We start from the raw sequence: 18,858 nt of genomic DNA on the forward strand, positions 1-18,858 counted from the left end.
GCCTGGACGGTGCGACGGCAAGCGCCGTCGCCGTGGATGTGACTGATGCAGCGGCGACCGACCGGATGGCCGAGCACGCTCTCCATGCGCACGGCCGTATCGACGTTCTCTCCTGCAAACGCCGGACTGGCTTCCTACCCGCGCGCGGCGCTGGAGACCTCGGAGGCCGACTTCGACCGCGTCTTCGCCGTCAATGTCAAGGGCGTCTGGCTGTGTGCCCGCTCCGTGATTCCCGCCATGCGCGCGGCGGGTGGCGGCTCCATCATCGTCACCGGCTCCGTCATGGGCGAGCGTACTCGCCCGGGATTCAGCGCGTACGCCCCCAGCAAGGCCGCCGCGAACCACCTGTCCCGCACCCTCGCGGTCGAGTTGGCCCCGGAAGGGATCCGGGTGAACGCGGTTGCGCCGGTGGCCACCGACACGGGCATGCTGCCGATGTTCCTCGGTCCGGATCACCCGGAGGAGGCCCGTGAGGCGTTCATCGCCGGTATCCCGATGGGCCGCCTCGCCCAGCCGGCGGACGTCGCCGACGCCACCGTGTTCCGGCGAGGAAGTAGCCACGGGGGCCATTTTCACCGTGGTCGACCCGTCCACCGGCGCCCCCTGCGCTGAGGCCGTCCGCTGCGGATCCGCTCAGGTCGACGAGGCGGTCGAAGCCGCCCGCACCGCCTTCGGCGTCGTACGGGGGCAGGGCACCGAATGGTGAGCCGGTATCCTGCGGCAACTGGCCGCGCTGATCAGGTGGGACGCCGACCGGCTCGCGGACCTGGAGTGCCAGGACGTCGGCAAACCGCTCCGGCAGGACGACGAGACGGTCCGCGGCATGTCGAGCCACTTCGTGTGGCTCAACCGGTCGAAGGAGAGCATCACCCTCGACCTGAAGCACCCCGAAGCCGCGGAGGCCATGCAGCGCCTGATCGACCGGGCCGACGTCTTCATCCAGAACTTCGCCCCCGGCGCAGCGGAGCGCCTCGGTCTCGGCGCCGAGCAGCTCCGCGCCCGCCACCCCCCGGCTGATCACCTGTTCCATCTCGGGATACGGCAGCAGTGGCCCGTACCGCGATGCGAGGCATACGACCTGCTCATCCAAGCCGAGGCGGGTCGTACCGTCGAGCTGTGCGATCGGGTCCACCCCCAGCAGGTCCTCGTGGAGGTCACGGAACAGGCCACGCGTCCGCTCGCGTACGACCGAGGCAGCCAGTTCGGGGCGCCGACGGGCCCCGGTCCCCGCGTAGTCGATTTCCGCCTCGCATCGGTAGCCACCCTGGAAGCCGACGCTGACCTTCAGCTCCGCCGGAGCCGGACAGCCTCGGGTCCCGCTGACACGGACCCGGTCACCGCCGAGGTCGCGCACGGTGACGGCGGTGAAGTCGGCACGCACGTCAGGGGTGGGATAGCAGGCCGGGTCGCCGACCTCGTAACCGAGTTGCTCCGCGACGGTCGCGGCGTCGACCCTGCCGCCGGTTCCGGGCAGCTTCGTGATCACGGCGTCGGTATCGGTGACCTCGGCGAGCGGGAAGCCCAGATGGGCGAGGCCGGGGACCTCACTCAACGGCGGATCGGCGAAGTAGCCCCCGGTGACCTGTCCGGCGCATTCGAGCAGGTGGCCGACCAGAGTGCCGTGTGCGACCTGGTGGACGTCGCCGAGATCCCAGCCGCGGTGATGAGCCAGGCAGCCGACGAACAGGGAAGGGTCCGCGACCCTCCCGGTGACGACCACGTCGGCGCCGGCGTCCAGAGCATCGCGTACGGCATCCGCTCCCAGGTAGGCGTGCGCCGAAATGAGCCGGCCGTGCTCGGACAGGGGCCGTCCGTCTTCCTGAGCGGGCAGGTCTGGGTCGAGGGCATCCGTCACCTCGTCGCCGGTCACCACGGCGACGGTCAGGTCGAGCCCGAGCCGGCGGGCGAGCCGTGCGGCGGCCTCGCCCGCGGCGACCGGGTCGGCCGCACCGAGGTTCGTCACCAGCTTCGCGCCGCGCGCGGCCACGGCGGGCAGAAGCGGGGCCAGGCGTCGCTCCAGGAACGGGTCGTAACCGCCCGTCGGATCGCTGAGACGGCGGAGCGTCCCCGCCGCTATCGTCCGCTCGGCCAGACATTCGAGCACCAGGTAGTGCAAGTCGCCGCGGTCCAGCAGGTCGGCCGCCGGCTCGAACCGGTCACCGGCGAATCCTGCTCCGCATCCGATCCGCGTGGCACTGATCACTCGGCTTGCCATGTCACCCGCCCCGTGCTCTTCTCTGCTCTTCCTTGCTCTGCTCACGCTAGGCCGAACACTTACAGCAAGGAAGACATTGGTTCGGCATAGGTTTATGCTCCGAAAGCATGAACAGCATGGATGTGTCGTTGTCCCAGATGGCTGTCGTCGAGGCGGTGGCCCGGCACCGGTCCTTCAGCCGGGCGGCGCGCGAGCTGCACATCGGCCAGCCGGTGGTGTCGCGGACGGTGGCCCTGGTGGAACGCATGCTGAACGCCACGCTGTTCACCCGCACCACCCGCGCGGTCGAGCTCACAGACGCCGGTGACGCCTATCTCGCGGTCGCCCGTGGTGTCCTCGCAGCGGCGGAGCGCGGGCACAGGCAGTGGAACGGCTATCTGAGCGGTGACAGCGGCGAGGTCATCATCGCCGCGCTTCCCTCCGTGGCGGCGACCGTACTGCCCACCGCCGTACGGGCGTTCACCCGCGACCACCCCCGCCGGACGGTCACGGTCCTCGATGTCCCGGCCGCCGAGGGGGTGACCATGCTGGAAACCGGCAATGCCGACCTGGCAGTCTGTGACGCCGAACAGGCCTCACGGCTTACCATCCCCCATGACGTCGCGGCACTCGTCACCGACTCACTTGTCGCCGTCATGCCGCCGGACAGCCCCCTGGCAGCCCAGGACGAGATCACCTGGACCGAGCTGAGCCGCGAGCCCTTCGTGGCGCTGCAGTCCGGGACCAGCGTCCGTGTCCTGACGGACTTCGGATTCGCCTCGGCCGGCACGACTCCCTGCGCGCTCGTGACCGCACGAGGTGTGGCAACCGTGGCCGGACTGGTGGCAGCGGGCATCGGCGTCACCGCGGTGCCACAAACAGTTCTGCCACTCCTGGGCTTCCAACCCCTCACTGTCCGATCACTGGTCAACCCGACAGTCACCAGGCAGATCTGCCTCCTCGCACGCACCCCACTATCACCGCCGGCCAAGGCTTTCCGTCAAGCTCTCACCGAAGCCTTCGCCCAAGAACCCGTACAGGCCCCCTCCTTGGCCGTTCAGCAGGACCGCTCGCAGCCCGGTGGCGAAGAACCACCGCCGCCCCTGCATTGCGGGAACGACTATCCAGCCTCGGCAACGCCGAGCTGTTCCGCACCTGTGCACGCTTCGGGCCAGGCGACTGGCTCGCCGGCGGCAGGGCCGATTCCCGATGTACCAACGACTTCGCCTGCAGGCGCCTGCGCAGGAACGACACAGTGCGGTCACGAATGCTCGATCTCGATAAACAGTGATCAGACCGGGGGACCACCCGCAGTGCTACCTGCGCACCCGCAGCGCCCGTAGGCCGCCGCCATGGCTTCACTGAGTTCGAGGGACACGACCGAGTCGGCAGTGCCGTGCACGAGCAGAGCGGGCGGCCGAGTCCGGGTGGACGCAGGGAGGACCAGCAGGGCCCGGATCAGGGTGGTCGCCCAGCGCGGGGCCGGTGCGTACTCACCGAAATCAAGACCGGCGACGGATTGGCGTGCGCAGGCCGAGCTCACGGGCCACGCTCAATATTTGTGGCCTGCACCACACGAGGATTAGGGTGAAACAGCTCGGAGGATTTCCCCGCCAGGCAGCCGAGCGGCGGTGCGCTGCGGGGGCGTCCCCGGGTGAGGGAAGTGATCCCGTTGTCCATCGCCTGGGACGACATCGGCGGGCTCGTCGATGTCCGTGAGCGTTTTTTCGCCGGGGCGCCGGTCGACTCGGATGTCCGGGACTCGGTGCTCGACTCCTGGAAGCGATGTCGTTCCGCGGGACTCGAGCCGCACCACTTGGTCGTCCCCTACTCGCCGGACGTGGTGATGGAGGAAGCGTTGCTCCGTGCGGCCGACCCGGTACTGGAGCGGCTGACCACCTCACTCGCGCACGTGAGCATGGCCGTCGCCATCTGCGACGGGCAGGCCCGCGTGGTGCAGCGGCGCGGCGGTAAAGGCCGACTGTCCGCACTCCTGGACGACATGAACTTCGCTCCGGGTTTCTGTGCCGCCGAGGACTTTGCCGGCAGCAACGGGGCTGGTACCGCGCTGGCCGGGCGTGGGCCCACCTATCTCGTCGGAGGAGAACACTTCGCCGACTGCATGTCGGTGCTGGCGTGCGCCGGCGCACCGGTGCGGAACCCGCTCAGCGGGCGGATCGAGGCTGTCCTCGACATCTCCTGTCTCCTCGGCGACGGCGACCCTGCCATGATGCGGCTGGTGCAAGAGGCCGCCCACGATATCGAGGCGCGGCTGCTGGAGCAGTCGACTGAACGCGAGCGGGCGCTGCTCGCCGCGTACCGGATGGCCTCGCGAGGAAGCAGCGCCGCCGGTGACGGGCCGCGGCAGCCCGATCATCGGCCCTGGAAGCCGGGAGGTGGCCAGGACGGAGAGGGGCTCGGCAGGATCGACCTGGCCGTGCTGCGCGAGAAGGCCGAGGAACTCATCGCCTCACCGCACCGCACCCTCGACGAGGTGACCCTGTCCGGCGGCAGGGTGGCGACCCTGTTGCGGCGCCCGGTCACGGGCGCCGCGGGTGAGACGGGCGTGGTCGTCGAGGCGCGCGTCCTGGGCGGCCCGCGCCTGCGTCACACCAAGCTCACCTCCCCGGCGGGGCCGACCGTACCGGTCAGGGGGACCGAAGGGCCGGAAGGGGCGCCGACCAGGGGCGGCACGATCGCGCCACCCGGAAGGGCGCGGGCCGCAGACCCGCTGCCCGGGACCGTGCCGACGGCGAGGGCGGCTCCCGCGCCCCCGGCCGTTCCCGCGACGCTTGCGTCCTCAGCCGTCCAGCCGGACGGTACCCATGACGAGTCCGGTGCCGAGGGATGGGTGCTGCTCGTGGGCGAGCCCGGGGTGGGCCGGCTCGCCGTGCTGGCCCGCAGGCGCCTGGAGCTGCTGCACGACGCCAGCGTCCGCATCGGCACCACCCTGGACGTGACCCGTACCGCCGAGGAACTGACGGAGGTGACCGTACCCCGCTTCGCCGACTTCGCCGCCGTCGACCTGCCCGACTCCGTGCTGCACGGCGACGAGCCCGGGCCGCTGGGGTCCGGATCCATGCTCCGCAGGGTCGCGCTGGAGTCCATCCACCAGGAGTCCCACCTGTACGAGGTCGGCGACCTGTTCCGGTACGTCGCCTCCACGCCGCAGGCCCGCAGCTGGGAAGCCGGACAGTCGGTGCTCGAACCCGTGCTCTCCGAGGCCCAGGGCTGGCTCGCCCAGGACCCGGAACGGCTCCGAAAGGTGCTGGAGGCCGGCATCCACTCCCTGATCACGGTGCCGCTGCGGGCGCGCGGCACGACCCTCGGCATCGCGGTCTTCTACCGCTCCGAGAAGCCCGCGCCCTTCGAGGACGACGACCTGTCCCTGGCCCAGGAAGTGGTCGGCCGGGCCGCGACCAGCATCGACAACGCCCGCCGCTACACCCGTGAGCACAACACCGCGCTCGCTCTGCAACGCAGCCTGCTGCCCCGTGGCCGGCCCGAACCGAGCGCCGTCGAGGTCGCCTACCGGTACCTGCCCGCCCAGGCCGGGGTGAGCGGTGACTGGTTCGACGTCATCCCGCTGTCCGGCGCACGGGTGGCGCTGGTGGTGGGAGACGTCGTCGGCCACGGCCTGCACGCCGCCGCAACGATGGGCCGGCTGCGCACCGCCGTGCACAACTTCTGCTCCCTGGATCTGCCGCCCGACGAACTCCTCACCCACCTCGACGACCTGGTGGGACGCCTCGACCGGGGAGAGGGCTGGGAGGTGGACAACACCCAAGCCGACTCCGGCATCGTCGGCGCCACCTGCCTGTACACGGTGTACGACCCGGTGTCACGGCACTGCACCCTCACGCGCGCCGGGCACCCGCTCCCCGCGATCGTCGGCCCCGACGGAACCGTGGACTTCGTCGACCTGCCGGCCGGCCCGCCCCTGGGCCTCGGCGGTATGCCCTTCGAGACCGTGGAGATGGAACTCGCCGAGAACAGTCAGCTCGTCCTCTACACGGACGGCCTGATCGAGGACCGGCATCGGGACATCGACAACGGCCTGGACCGACTGCGCACCGTCCTGGCCTGCCCCGGCCGAGAGCCCGAGGAAACCTGCGAAGCGGTCCTCGACGCCCTGGTTCAGGGCCGCCCCAACGACGACGTCGCCCTCCTCGTCGCCCGCACCCACGCCCTGGGCGCGGACCGCGTAGCCCAGTGGGACATCTCCGGCGACCCGGCGCTGGTCTCCCGCGCACGGGTGGCGGTCACCGAGCAGCTGTCCGCCTGGGGTCTCGACGAACTGGCCTTCACCACCGAACTCGTCGTCAGTGAACTCGTCACCAACGCCATCCGCCACGCCTCCGGCCCCGTCCAGCTCCGCATCCTGCGCGACCGCACCCTCATCTGCGAGGTTTCCGACGGCAGCAGCACCTCCCCGCGCCTGCAACGCGCCCGGACCGAGGACGAGGGCGGCCGCGGTCTCTTCCTCGTCGCCCGGCTCACCGACCGCTGGGGCACCCGCTACACCCCCCACGGCAAGATCATCTGGACGGAACAGCAACTGCCGTGACCCGAGCGGAAGGAAGGTGCCCCGTTCTGGCTCCGGTTTGCCCGCACCTGCGGTCAGGCCACCTGGTGCCATCTGTCTCTCCCTCATACACGAAGACGCACCCGGCCTGCTCGGGCTGGGTGCGTCAATGGCCAGGCCCGGCTTTGCCAGGTGCGCGTCCTCCACCTGTCTCATACCTGGCACTACGCGGGAAGAACCTTCGGCTCCGCCATTCCCAAGATCACGGCCGTCACCAGATACGCACCCCTTGCCGGAGCCCTTGCCACCGGGGCGTCCAACTGGCAAAGCACCCACGACCTGGGGGAGACAGACGTCGAAACCGCGGCCGACTATGGCGTCAGCACGCTCTCGGTCTCGATGGGCGCCGAAGGGGGCGCGCTGCCGAAGCCTTCACCTAGGCGATCGCCTCCATGAAGGTGGCACCCAGCGGCCAGAGCCAGTGCGGCCCCACGGCGATGACCGGACCGCCGGCTGAGACATACGCGCGGAACCGGCTCGACCACATCCCCAGAGGGCAGTGGTCGTCTCCGTAGTGAACTCAGCGCGGACGCTTCCTCGGCGGTGTCGATGCAGGTGTCAAGGGGTCCATGTTTCAGTGACGAACCGGGGCACGGGTCGAGGAGCTCTCGATCGTCAGCTCGCCGAACTCGGTCCAGACCGCTACCGCCACGTCGTCGGGTTCGAACCTGGCGCCCGTCAGTTGCCGCGTCCAGTCCGTAATGGCGATCTTGCGACCTGCTGTCCACCCGGCAGCACCAAGCGCGTCCAGCACCGGTGGACCGCAGGCCGTCAACGACTCACCCATGCGTCCTATGCGCTCTCCCACTCGGCCTTGGCTGTTGTCCCAGCACGCCGCACATCCCCACCGAGGCAGTGGCAATGGCCACGAAGGACCCGGAGATCGTTTACGTCGCCGATTGGATGGCCCGCAGGGTGCGGGGTGAGGCTGGGCACGCGGCTGCGTCATCCCGGTCGGCGTACCGACTGCCGTATCACCAGCTGTGTGCTGAGTACCACGTGGTCATCGGCCGTCAGACGCTCCCCGCGGCCCAGAGCCAGCCTGACGGCCGTACGGCCCAGGTCCTCGTACGGCACCCGGACGGTAGTGAGGGCGGGACTGAGGTCGGCGGCGAAAGGGACGTCGTCGAAGCCCACGAGGGACACGTCGCCGGGGACGTCGAGTCCGGCCTCGCGCAGGGCGGCCAGCGCGCCGGTCGCCACCACGTCGGTGCCCGCGAAGACCGCGGTGAAGTCCAGCCCGGCGGCGAGCGCCTCCCGGATTCTCTGGTGACCGGAAACCCTGGTGTAGGGGCCGGGCATGTCGAGCTCTTCGGCGTGGGGCACGCCGTGGGCGCGCAGTGCGTGCAGCCACCCTTCGCGGCGCCGTTCGGCGGTGCTCAGCAGCGGGTCGCCGCCGAGGAAGAGAATGCGCCGGTGTCCGGTGGTGAGGAGGTGGTCCACGGCCTGGAAGGCGCCGCCGCGGTTGTCGTACTCGACCACCGTGACGGGAAGGCCGTCCGGCAGCGGCGGACGGCCGACCAGCACCAGGCGGGAGCCTGCGGCGTCCAGGGCCTTGGCGTACCCCGCCATGCGGGAGCGGTACGCGTCGTCCTGCACCGCCCCGCCCACCAGTACCACCGCGCCCGCGTGCTGTTCGCGCATCAGCTGTACGAGGTCGTCCTCGCGGGCCACGTCTCCGTGCGTGGCGCAGACGAGGCTCAGCCTGCCGCGGTCTGCCGCCTCCTGTTCCACTCCGGCCGCCACATGGGCCAGCGACGGGCCGGTGATGTCCTGGATGACAAGCGCGATGGGGCCGGCCACGCGCCCTGAGAGCGCCTTGGCGTGCACGTTCACCACATAGTGCAGTGAGTCCACGGCGGCCATGACGCGTGCACGTGTGGCGGCGGACACCGGGTAGTTGCCGGCGAGGGTGCGGGAAACGGTTGCTACCGAGACGCCGGCACGGGTGGCGACATCGCGAATCGTGCTGGGCCGGTCGCCGCCCTGTGTGCCGCTCGGTCCACGCCTGGACCGCCTGGGTTGTCCGTTGTCCGAGGAACTGTTTCCAACGCTCGTCACAACCCGACGTTACTGCATCCGAACCCCCTTGCGAGGAGCGCGTGCAGAAAACTACTGTCCCGGAACAGTAAACGTTTACCCCCCCCCTTGCCTCCCAGGAGACCACCACCCATGTCCGCCACCTACCTGCGTTGGGGCACCGACGACCTGTCCCTCCTCTTGTCCTACGACACCACCGGCCCGGTACGGCTGCTGGCGGCGGGTCCGGTCGCCGGGCTGCCCGATCCCACGCGCGAACCCGAGTCGTGCGCCCGGCTCGTCCACCGTGCCCTGCCCCTGGTCGAGGTGCAGGTCGCGGGCAGCGGGCGCATCGGCACGTCGGGCAAGCGCCATGTGGACGGTGCCGCCTCGCGGGAGCTGCGTTACGCCGGACATGAAGAAGGGCGGGAGCAGGCGGGCGGCACGCTCCTGCGGACCTTGCGCGTGCACATGGCGGACGCGGTGAGCGGTCTGCGCGTGACCGCCCTGTACACGGTCCGTGAGGAGCTGCCGGTCCTCGGCGTCCAGGCGTTCGTGGAGAACACCGGCGGCGGCTCCCTCACCCTCCAGTACGTCTCCTCCTTCGCCCTCGCCAACCTCGCCCGCCATCTCGGCGACGGCCGGCGCTGGGAGGACGGCCTCGCCCTGTGGTCGGCGGCCAACCCGTGGAGCGGCGAGTTCCGCTGGTCTCGGGCCACCTTGGCTCAGCGGGGCCTGTACGACGTCGGCATGGTGCCGTTCGGCCAGACCGGTTCCAAGAATCGCGTCACCCTGACCAGCACCGGCTCCTGGTCTTCCTCCGAGCACCTGCCGATGGGCTGTCTCGAGGAGACCGGCACGGGCCGGGCCCTGCTGTGGCAGATCGAGCACAACGGCTCCTGGCACGCCGAACTCGCCGACCGTTTCGGCGACGTGTACGTCACCCTGTCGGGCCCCACCGACCGTGAGCACCAGTGGCGACACCGGCTCGCCCCCGGCGGGTCCTTCCGCACCGTTCCCGCCGCCGTGGCGTTCGTGGAGAAAGGCGGGTTCGAGGCCGCTCTCCGCGCCATGACCCGTCACCGCCGCGTCATCCGCCGGCCGCACCCGGACCACCAGGGCCTGCCGGTCGTCTTCAACGACTTCATGAACAGCCTGATGGGCGAGCCGAGCACCGAGACCCTGCTGCCCCTGGTCGATGCGGCCGCAGCAGCCGGTGCCGAGTACTTCTGCATCGACGCCGGCTGGTTCGACGACGAGCCGCCCGGCGTCGTGGGCCCCGGCGGCGTGCCGGGATGGTGGGACGCCCCGGGGGAGTGGAGAGAGTCGGCCCGGCGCTTCCCCGGAGGGCTGAAGGAGGTGCTCGACCACATCCGAGCGGCGCGCATGGTTCCCGGTCTCTGGCTCGAACCCGAGGTCGTGGGTGTGCGCAGCCGCCTCGCCGCCACCCTGCCCGACGAGGCGTTCTTCCGCCGGGACGGCGTGCGGCTCGCGGAGTGGGGACGCCACCAGCTCGACCTGCGCCACCCGGCGGCCCGCGCCCACCTCGACGACACGGTGGACCGGCTGGTGAGTGAGTACGGCGTGGGCTATCTCAAGCTCGACTACAACATCGACATCGGCCCCGGCACCGACGGCCCCGATCCCGGCGACGGACCCGGCCACGGCCTGCTCGGCCACAACCGCGCCTACCTCGACTGGCTCGACGGGATCCTCGACCGGCACCCGGCCCTGGTCGTGGAGAGCTGCGCGGCAGGCGGCAGCCGTACCGATCACGCGATCCTGTCCCGGCTGCCGATCCACTCCGTCACCGACCAGCAGGATTTCCGCCTGATTCCCGCCATCGCGGCCGCCTCGCCCACCGCCGTCACCCCGGAACAGGCCGCGATCTGGGCCTACCCGCTGCCAGAGCACGACGAGGCGGAACTCGGCATGGTGATGGTGTCGGCGATGCTCGGGCGCATCCACCTCAGCGGACGCCCCGATCTGCTGACCCCGGACCAGGCGGCCGTCGTACGCAGGGCGGTGGACGTCTACAAGACCTACCGTCATCTGCTTCCGCATGCCGAACCGCACTGGCCGCTGGGGCTGCCCGGCTGGCGCGACGGCTGGCTCGCACTGGCACTGAGGACCGACGGCGGCACGACTCTGCTGGCCCTGTGGCGCCGGGACGGAGCGCCGGAGAGCGTCACGCTTCCGCTCCCGGGAGGCGGTCGGCCGCGGGTGCTGTTCGAGGCGGGCAAGCGCACCGGACTCGACCGGGACGAGACTGCCCGCACGCTGCGGGTGACCCTGCCGGCCGAGCGGTCGGCGGTGCTGATCGCCCTCGGTCCCGGGCGTTCCTGAGCCGCGTCGGACAGGTGACGGCCCTGTCGCCCCCGGACGGTTCCGGGGGCGACAGGGAGCTTCGGTCCTGAGGGCCTGTTCAGCGCCTGCGCAGCACCACCGTGGTGCCGGGCTTCACGCTCAGCTCGGCGCCGTCTCCCACTCTGGCGCCGTTGACGAGATTCACGGAGTCGCCGAAGCCCTCGGTGGCGAGTGTGAAACTCCGGTTGCTGGTGGTGTTCATGCCGATCAGGTACGCGCCGTACGCGCACCGGTAGAAGGAGGCACGACCGACGTACGGTGTCTCGACGCCCACCGGGGAGTCCGGTACGCCGTCGGGTGCCTTGGCCAGGGGCAGGACCTGTCCGGCGAACGCCTGGTGCAAGGTGCCGCCGGGCGGGGGGAAGCCGCCGCCGGGGATGTTCAGGTCGGCCACGCCGAACTCGAAGTTGACCCAGTCGGGTTCGGTCGCGGCGCGGCCGTCGGGTACGTACTTCACGTCCTGCCACACGGTCGCCGAGTGCTCGACGCCGTCGGCGCCGATGAGGTGGACGCGGGCGAGCCGGTTGATGCCCCAGCGGGCCCGCCAGTACAGCGAGGCGTAGAGGATCTCGTCGCCGTGCTTGACGGCGACCAGACCGTTCTCCTCGTCCGAGAAGACGAAGCCGGGCTGTCCGGGAGACATGGGCAGCCGGGCGCCGGTGTCCGTGGCGCCGGCGACGTACGCGTAGTCGTCGGCGGTGGACAGCAGGTTGAGGTTGGTCCGGGACGAGGAGCCCAGGTCATAGGTCTCCTGGAGGACGTGGAAGACCTGGTTGTCGGTGAGGGACTGCCGTGCGTACCCGGTGATGTCGGGGTCCTCGAGCAGGGTGGCGAGACGCATCGGGTGGCCGTCCCACTTGGTGCCCTCGTCGTAGGCGATCACGCCGGGGTACTCGGGGTCGCGCCAGCCGATGAGGGCTTCGATGCGCATCGTCCGGTAGCCGTCGGCGTCCAGCGCCGGGTGGTGGAAGACCGCGCGGGCCTTGACCATCTTGACCAGGTGCGCGCGGAGCTTGCCGTCGTCGACGCCACCGATGCCGATGACCGCGTCGTACACGAGCGCGAGCCAGTCCTGCAGCTCGCCGTAGTTCCCGGCGTAGCCGAGCTCCTTGGAGATGCCTGCCTTGGTGACCTGGTAGTAGGAGCCGCCCAGCGGTTTTGTCGGGGTGCCGTCGGCCTTCTCCGCACCGAGCCAGGGGGTCAGGCCCACGGACTGGTGGATGTAGTCGCGGGCCTTGGTCTCGCCCCATGCGTCGGGCGAACCGAGGAGGGTCAGGCCGCGGTCGGCCAGGTAGAGGCCGATGGCGCAGATGATGGCCTGGTTGGTGTACTGCGGCCAGTTCTGCCGCCAGTACTCGCGGCTGTCCAGCAGCATCTTCGCCCACGCGTCGCGGCGGATCACGGGCTTGGCGGTCGCCGTAGCGGGCGGGGTGAGGGTGAGGTCGTCGAACCAGGCGCTGCCCGCGGTCGCCAGGCGTACCTGGATCTCGGCCTGGGTGGCGGTGGCGGGGGTGGCCAGGGTGGCGGTCACGTGCTCCCAGTCGTGGGTGCCCGCGGAGGCGTAGAACTTGTTGTCGCCCCCGACCAGGCCGCCGGAGGCGTTGAAGAAGAGCACGTCCAGATAGGCGCCGTTGGCCCCGACACCGTCGGTCTTGATCCATGCGCCGTAGGTGTAGGTGCCCTGCTCCAGCGGGACGCGGGCGCCGGGGGCGAGGCCCACCGTGCCCGAGGAGGGGATGGTCACCTTCGCCGAGGCCGAGCCGCCGCGGGAGACGGTGGTGTCGCGGCTGGCGGTGCCGCTGCCCGCCCAGGTCACCGAGCGCCAGCCCGTGGGGGTGGTGGTGCCGAACTCGAAGCCGGCGTTGGAGATGGTGCCGGGGGAGCCGATGACCGGCTCGTCCAACTGCGACGTGTAGGTGTCGCCGAGCAGCAGCAGGACCAGGCCGAGGCGGCCCAGACCCATCCACTGCTGGGCGGAGTCCGTCATCACGGTCTTGTCGCCGAGGTACTTCCAGTACAGGCCGTCCAGGCTGCTGGTGATCTGCAGTGGCACGGCGCTGTTGCGGTACGCCGCGGTGGACGGCATCGCGTAGGCCCGCGCGAGGAACTCCAGGTACCAGGGGTCCAGCTGGGGCGAGGTCCGGGACGCCTCGGCCGCGGCCTGGGCCACCACCCGGGCGTTGATGGTGTCCACGACCTCCTTCCCGGGGGAGGGGCGCAGCCGGGGGGCGGGCAGGGTGCCGGTGACGTCGCGGGCGTCCAGCCGGAAGTACGGCTCCCGGTGGGTGTAGAGCCGGTAGACCCCGCGGCTGGGGCGGGTCATGGGCTTGTAGTAGTCGGAGGCGCTCTGCGAGTACCCGGCGATGCGGCCCATGGCGCGGATCTCCAGGGAGACGGAGCGCTTGCCCTCGGTCAGTTCGGTGGGCAGCGGCAGCGTGTGGAAGTAGAACCGCTCCGGGGTGCGCGGGTCGTCGGCTGCGATGTCGAGGGGGTCGACGGCTCCGAGGTGGTAGTGGCCGACCTGCTTGCCCTCGGCGAACAGCTGTAGCCGGCCGAGGTCCTCGCCGGCGTCCGATCCCCACAGTTTGATCGTCACGTAGGTGGGGCCCTTGGGACGGCAGGCCATGGTCACCGCCAGGGTGCCGCCCCAGAAGTCCGTGGTCTGCTTGGGGTTGAGCACCCGGGCCGACTGTCCCAGGCCGCCGGTGACGACGTCGGACAGCGTCGTGCTCAGCCCGTGTGCCGACTCGGAAGCGGCGTCACCGAGAACGAGCGTGTCGAGGGCGCGCGGCGCTTCCTGCCCGTCCGGCAGGAGCGGGGGGAGAGACAGTGCGTCGGCGGGGGCGGCCTGCCACAGCTGGCCGGCGGTGAGGACGCCGGCGGTGCCGGCTGCAGCTTTGAGCAGGGATCTGCGCCGAAGGACTTCGGACATGGACGGGTTCCTTTCGGGTGCGGCTACAGCCACCTGGAGCGGTGGCCGCCCGGGAGGGGGCGCGCTGCGTCGACGGGGCCTCAGGTGCGGCGGAGCGCCGTGCGACGGGCTGCGGCTGGTGAGGGAGGAGCCGAGGAGCGTCTGTGAGCAGCAGGGAGACGGGTTCAGGCGCTGATGGCGAGTTCGGCGCGGCGGACCGCGTGTGCCGGTCCGAGACCCTCTGTGAGGCGTTCCAGCTCCTCCACGGCCGTACGGCCGAGGCGGGCCAGTTCGTTGCCGAGGGAACCGGCGATGTGCGGGGTGAGGAAGACGTTGGGCAGCCGGTAGAGCGGGGAGTCGGCGGGCAGCGGCTCGGGCTCCGTGACGTCGAGCACGGCACTGAGGCGGCCTGTGACCAGTTCGTCGGTGAGCGCCGCGTGATCGATGAGGCTGCCGCGTGAGGTGTTGATCAGGACACCCCCGTCGGGCACCAGGGCGAGGCGCTCGCGGTTGAGCATCCGGTACGTCTCCGGGATGTCGGGCGCGTGCACGCTGACGATGTCGCTGGTGCGCAGCAGCTCGTCGAGCGGTAGGGTTTCGGCGCCGAGCGCGCGGGCCTCGGCCTCGGCCACGTAGGGGTCGTACAGGCCGACCCGCAGATCGAAGGGGCGCAGCAGCTCCAGGACGCGGCGGCCCACCCGGGAGGCGCCGACGATCCCGACCCGCCGGCCGAGGTTGCCGACGGAGGTGTACTCACCGGGAGCGGGGTACACGCGCTCGGCGCGGAAGCGTTCGCGGAGCCCGAAGGTGTCCTTCCCGGCGAGGAGGATCGTGGCCAGCGTGTACTCCGCGACGGGCAGCGCGTTGGCCACGACCGCGCTGGAGATGGTGAGCCCGCGCTCCCAGAAGGCGTCTCCGACCATGCTGCGCACGCTTCCGCCGGTGTGCAGTACGGTCCGCAGCCGGGGAGCGCAGTCCAGCACCTCGGTGCCGATGTGCGGGCAGCCCCAGCCGGTGATCAGCAGGTCGGCGGTGGCCAGCGCCCGTGCTGCCGTCGGCTCCCTGAAGTCCTGCACGACGAGGCCCGGGTCGATCGTCGCGAGCTGCCGCAGCCGGGCCATGAGGGGCGGGGGAAAGAGCTCGGTCAGATGCACGGGGTTCATCGCGAACACGGCGACGGGCGGCGGTGAGGTGGGCATGACGCTCCTGCGGGGCGATGAAGGGGAGCGAACCGGACAGCCCGGCTCAGTAAACGTATTCCACGCTACGGATGCGTTGAGGCGCTGGTCAATATTCGAACACCGGTAACCTGATCGGCATGGTCCATCACCCAGAGTGCGAATCGGTGGCAATCTTCCAGGTCAGATATGGATCGACGTAACGGCTCGGCAAGATTGGCGAAACAATCTCAATCCGCCCTCTTGTGTCAGCGTTGCCTAAGGCCTACGGTCCACGACAGCAAACGGTTACCTTTCCCGGGCAGTGGATGCTGATCCCTGTCCGTCTCATCCGACCGCGCCGGCACCCCCACCGCGAGCGCCGTCCAGTTCCCTGCGTGGAGGACCGATGTCCCTGTTCCGTACCAGAGCCCTCGCCGCGGCCGCCGCCGCGGCCTCCCTGTCCCTGTTGCTCGCCGCGTGCGGGGGCGGCGACGGCTCGGACTCCGCCGCGAAGACCACGAAGGGCAAGGTCACGCTGGAGTTCTGGAGCTGGACCGACGGCATGGAGGCCCAGACCAAGGTGTGGAACAAGGAGCACCCCGACACCCAGGTCAAGTTCGTCAACGCGGCCGGCGACACCGTCTACCAGAAGCTGCGGGCCGCGGTGAACGCGGGCACCGCGCCCTGCTTGTCCAAGATGGACGGGATGAACCTCGCGAGCTTCGCCGCCGACGGCCTGCTGACCGACATCACCAAGCCGGCGGCCAAGTACAAGGACGCGTACACCGTCGCCGCGTGGAACGCGGTCAGTCCCGGAGGCAGCACGTTCGGCATCCCGATGGGTTCCTCGCCGCTGTTCACCGCCTACCGCGCCGACCTCTTCCAGAAGTACGGCCTCCAGGCTCCCAAGACCTGGGACGACCTGATCGCCGCCGGCAAGAAGGCGCAGAGCGAGAGCAAGAACGTCAAGATCTTCAACATGGCGGGTGAGGACCCGAGCACCCTGGTCGACCTGTCCTGGCAGGCCGGCGCCCAGTGGTACAAGGTCGACGGCGACCACTGGGTCATCGACTTCACCTCGCCCGAGGCGCTTAAGGCCGGTGATGTCGTCCAGCAGCTGGTGGACAACGACCTCGCCTCCAGTGCCTCCTACGCCGACCCGGGCGTCTTCAAGACGTGGGACCTCGGCAAGACGATCGCGATGACCACCTCCACCTGGCAGCTCCCGATCTACGACACCAACTTCCCCAAGTCGAAGGGCAAGTGGCAGCTCGCCGATGCTCCCCTCTTCGACACCGCCCAGCCGCGCACGTCCAGCAATTTCGACACCACCGCCGTCCTGAAGGGCTGCAAGTACCCCGACCGCGCCGCCGAGTTCGCCGCCTGGCTGTCCAGCAGCAAGGAGTCGCTGACCACCCTCACCGACCCGGCCTCCAAGTCGGGCCTCTTCCCGGCGGTCAAGGACGTCTCGCCGTACGTCGACAAGATCATCCCCACCGAGATGTTCAACGGGAAGTCCGACAGCGCGAAGGTGATCACCACGGCCGCCGCCCGGGTCGGCGACCAGTGGCAGTACGGGCCCGACTACGCGGCCATGTACTCCGAGATGCAGAAGCAGTGGGGCAAGGTCATGAAGAAGCAGTTGAAGGTGAAGGACATGCTGGCCTCGCTGCAGAAGTGGACCCTGGACGACCTGAAGTCCAAGGGCATCAAGGCCGTCGCCGGCAGCTGACCCCACCCCGTAGGCATCACTTCTGGAGACACCCGTGTCCACCCTGACGCGACCCGCCGAGGTCGCCACCGCCTCCCCGGGCCGGCGGCCCTCCCCCCGCCGGCCCGGGAGAAGGGGAGCCCGCAAGGGGCTGTTCTTCGCGCTGCCCTTCCTGCTGGGCTTCCTGGCCACCTATGTCGTACCGATCGGCTACGCCTTCAGCCAGAGCCTGTACGAGAAGAAGAGCAGCGGGCTCGGGTTCGGCCCGACCCGGGTCGTCTTCACCGGCTTCGCCAACTTCTCCTCGGTCCTGGCCGACGGTGCCTTCTGGTCGAGCATGCTGCGCACCCTGGCCTTCGGCACCGTGCAGCTCACCGTGATGCTCGGGCTGTCACTGCTGCTGGCCCTGCTGCTGGACGGGGTGGCCGCTCGCGCGGTGCGCTTCTTCCGCGCGGCGCTGCTCATCCCGTACGTGGTGCCCGCGGTGGTGTCGACCGTGATGTGGCTGTTCCTCTACAGCCCGACCGGCTCCCCGCTGCTCGACATGGCCCACAGCGCGGGTGCGGACATCGACTTCTTCGGCGGCCTGAACACCTACCTCTCGCTGGGCAATCTGCTCACGTGGCAGGGCGTCGGCTTCAACATGATCCTGATCTCCGCCGCGTTGCAGGCACTGCCGCGCGAGCTGTACGAGGCGGCCCGCCTCGACGGTGCGAGGGAATGGCGCATCGCGTGGTCGATCAAGATCCCCAACATCACCGGGATCCTCGTCCTGACCGGCATGTTCTCCCTGATCGGCCGGCTCCAGCTGTTCGCCGAGCCGCTGCTGCTGAGGCAGATCGCACCGGAGTCGATCAACACCGACTTCACTCCGATGATGGAGATCTACGACAAGGCGTTCAAGACCGGCAACTACCAGTACGCGGCAGCGGAGTCGCTGATCCTGGCCGTGGTCACCGGGATCATCGCGTTCGTCTTCTACCGCGTCACGAACAGGAAGATGTCATGAGCAGCGTCGTCGACGGGGGCGCGGTGCGCCCCACCCGCCGGGCGGTGGCCCTGACCACCGGCCTGCTGATCCTCTTCCTGCTCTACTCGCTCGCCCCCACCTGGTTCCTGGTCGTCTCCGCGACCAAGAACCAGACCGACCTCTACTCCACCTTCGGCCTGTGGTTCTCCCACAACCACCTGTCCGGCAACCTTCAAGACATCTGGACCTATCACGACGGGGTGTTCACCCGCTGGATGGGCAACTCGATCCTGTACTCCACGCTGGGTGCGGCGGGCTGCACGCTCGTCTCGCTCGCCGCCGGTTACGCGATGTCGAAGTTCGAGTTCCGGGGCCGGGGAGCGCTGTTCGCGGTCATCGTGGGCGCCTCGCTGCTGCCGAGCACCCTGCTGGCGTTCCCGCTCTACCTCGTCTTCGCGGAGATCGGCCTGACCAACACGATCTGGTCGATCCTCATCCCGTACTTCATCAACCCGTTCGCGGTCTACCTGGGAAAGGTGTACGCGGACAGCTCCGTGCCGAACGAGCTCATGGAGGCAGCCCGCATCGACGGCGCCGGGGAACTGAGGATCTTCTGGACGGTGGCGCTGCGGCTGATGCGGACCGGCGGCATCACCATCTTCATGCTCGTCTTCATCGACATCTGGAACAACTTCTTCCTGCCCCTGTTCATGCTCACCGGCGAGCGGACCTTCCCGGTCAGCCTGGGCCTGTACTCCTGGCTCCAGCAGGCGCAGAACGCCCGTGACATGAACACCCTCGTCCTGACCGGGTCTCTGCTGTCCATCGTGCCGCTCGCGGTCTTCATGTTCTCGCTGCAGAAGTACTGGCGCAGCGGCATCCTCATGGGCAGCCTCAAGTAGGGACCAAGGGCAGCCCTTTCCGGCCGGGATCCGCACATC

11 protein-coding genes and 2 pseudogenes are annotated in these 18,858 nt (G+C 69.8%); 8 read left to right on the forward strand and 5 right to left on the reverse strand.

Features of this window, described 5'->3' with window-relative positions; translation table 11 throughout:
- The first annotated feature begins 45 nt into the window (after positions 1 to 45).
- Positions 46 to 612 (forward strand): SDR family oxidoreductase, encoded by a 567-nt coding sequence (locus ACFCXS_RS27735; protein ID WP_376646049.1) that lies wholly within the window; start codon positions 46 to 48, stop codon positions 610 to 612.
- 211 nt (positions 613 to 823) lie between these two features.
- Positions 824 to 1,045, forward strand: a pseudogene (locus ACFCXS_RS27740) (CoA transferase); the annotation flags it as partial.
- 132 nt (positions 1,046 to 1,177) lie between these two features.
- Here the strand turns inward: ACFCXS_RS27740 and ACFCXS_RS27745 are convergent.
- Positions 1,178 to 2,215 (reverse strand): annotated as a pseudogene (locus tag ACFCXS_RS27745) (acyclic terpene utilization AtuA family protein); the annotation flags it as partial.
- Positions 2,216 to 2,322: 107 nt separating this feature from the next.
- Here ACFCXS_RS27745 and ACFCXS_RS27750 point away from each other — a divergent pair.
- Complete coding sequence (locus ACFCXS_RS27750) at positions 2,323 to 3,537, forward strand: LysR family transcriptional regulator (RefSeq protein ID WP_376646050.1); 1,215 nt, start codon at positions 2,323 to 2,325, stop codon at positions 3,535 to 3,537.
- Between the two features lie 320 nt (positions 3,538 to 3,857).
- Complete coding sequence (locus ACFCXS_RS27755; protein ID WP_376646051.1) at positions 3,858 to 6,761, forward strand: SpoIIE family protein phosphatase; 2,904 nt, start codon at positions 3,858 to 3,860, stop codon at positions 6,759 to 6,761.
- Between the two features lie 592 nt (positions 6,762 to 7,353).
- Here ACFCXS_RS27755 and ACFCXS_RS27760 read toward each other — a convergent pair.
- The gene (locus ACFCXS_RS27760; RefSeq protein ID WP_376646052.1) at positions 7,354 to 7,566 is read right to left on the reverse strand and encodes an SUKH-3 domain-containing protein; all 213 of its coding nucleotides are present in this window, start codon (positions 7,564 to 7,566) and stop codon (positions 7,354 to 7,356) included.
- A gap of 158 nt (positions 7,567 to 7,724) precedes the next feature.
- Complete coding sequence (locus ACFCXS_RS27765; protein ID WP_376646053.1) at positions 7,725 to 8,840, reverse strand: LacI family DNA-binding transcriptional regulator; 1,116 nt, start codon at positions 8,838 to 8,840, stop codon at positions 7,725 to 7,727.
- Positions 8,841 to 8,951: 111 nt separating this feature from the next.
- On the opposite strand from ACFCXS_RS27765, the gene ACFCXS_RS27770 reads away from it, so the two are divergent.
- Complete coding sequence (locus tag ACFCXS_RS27770) at positions 8,952 to 11,144, forward strand: alpha-galactosidase (protein WP_376646054.1); 2,193 nt, start codon at positions 8,952 to 8,954, stop codon at positions 11,142 to 11,144.
- Positions 11,145 to 11,223: 79 nt separating this feature from the next.
- On the opposite strand, the gene ACFCXS_RS27775 is transcribed toward ACFCXS_RS27770, so the two are convergent.
- Positions 11,224 to 14,097, reverse strand: coding sequence for a Tat pathway signal protein (locus tag ACFCXS_RS27775; RefSeq protein ID WP_376646055.1), 2,874 nt, complete (start codon positions 14,095 to 14,097; stop codon positions 11,224 to 11,226).
- Between the two features lie 164 nt (positions 14,098 to 14,261).
- Positions 14,262 to 15,275: a hydroxyacid dehydrogenase gene (locus ACFCXS_RS27780; RefSeq protein ID WP_376646056.1), complete on the reverse strand. Its 1,014-nt coding sequence runs from the start codon at positions 15,273 to 15,275 to the stop codon at positions 14,262 to 14,264.
- A 367-nt stretch (positions 15,276 to 15,642) separates the two neighbouring features.
- On the opposite strand from ACFCXS_RS27780, the gene ACFCXS_RS27785 reads away from it, so the two are divergent.
- The 3 genes from ACFCXS_RS27785 to ACFCXS_RS27795 are packed head-to-tail and all read left to right on the forward strand — an operon-like array spanning position 15,643 to position 18,819.
- Positions 15,643 to 16,968 carry an ABC transporter substrate-binding protein gene (locus tag ACFCXS_RS27785; protein ID WP_376646057.1) on the forward strand — a complete coding sequence of 442 codons (1,326 nt, stop codon included), beginning with the start codon at positions 15,643 to 15,645 and terminating at the stop codon, positions 16,966 to 16,968.
- 34 nt (positions 16,969 to 17,002) lie between these two features.
- Complete coding sequence (locus ACFCXS_RS27790; protein ID WP_376646058.1) at positions 17,003 to 17,956, forward strand: carbohydrate ABC transporter permease; 954 nt, start codon at positions 17,003 to 17,005, stop codon at positions 17,954 to 17,956.
- A complete protein-coding gene (locus tag ACFCXS_RS27795) occupies positions 17,953 to 18,819 on the forward strand; it encodes a carbohydrate ABC transporter permease (RefSeq protein WP_376646059.1) in 867 nt (288 codons plus the stop codon). The genes ACFCXS_RS27790 and ACFCXS_RS27795 overlap by 4 nt, the downstream gene beginning before the upstream one ends.
- The last annotated feature ends 39 nt before the right edge of the window (positions 18,820 to 18,858 follow it).

The sequence above is a fragment of the Streptomyces sp. NPDC056373 genome (genome assembly GCF_042262425.1).
GTDB lineage: Bacteria > Actinomycetota > Actinomycetes > Streptomycetales > Streptomycetaceae > Streptomyces.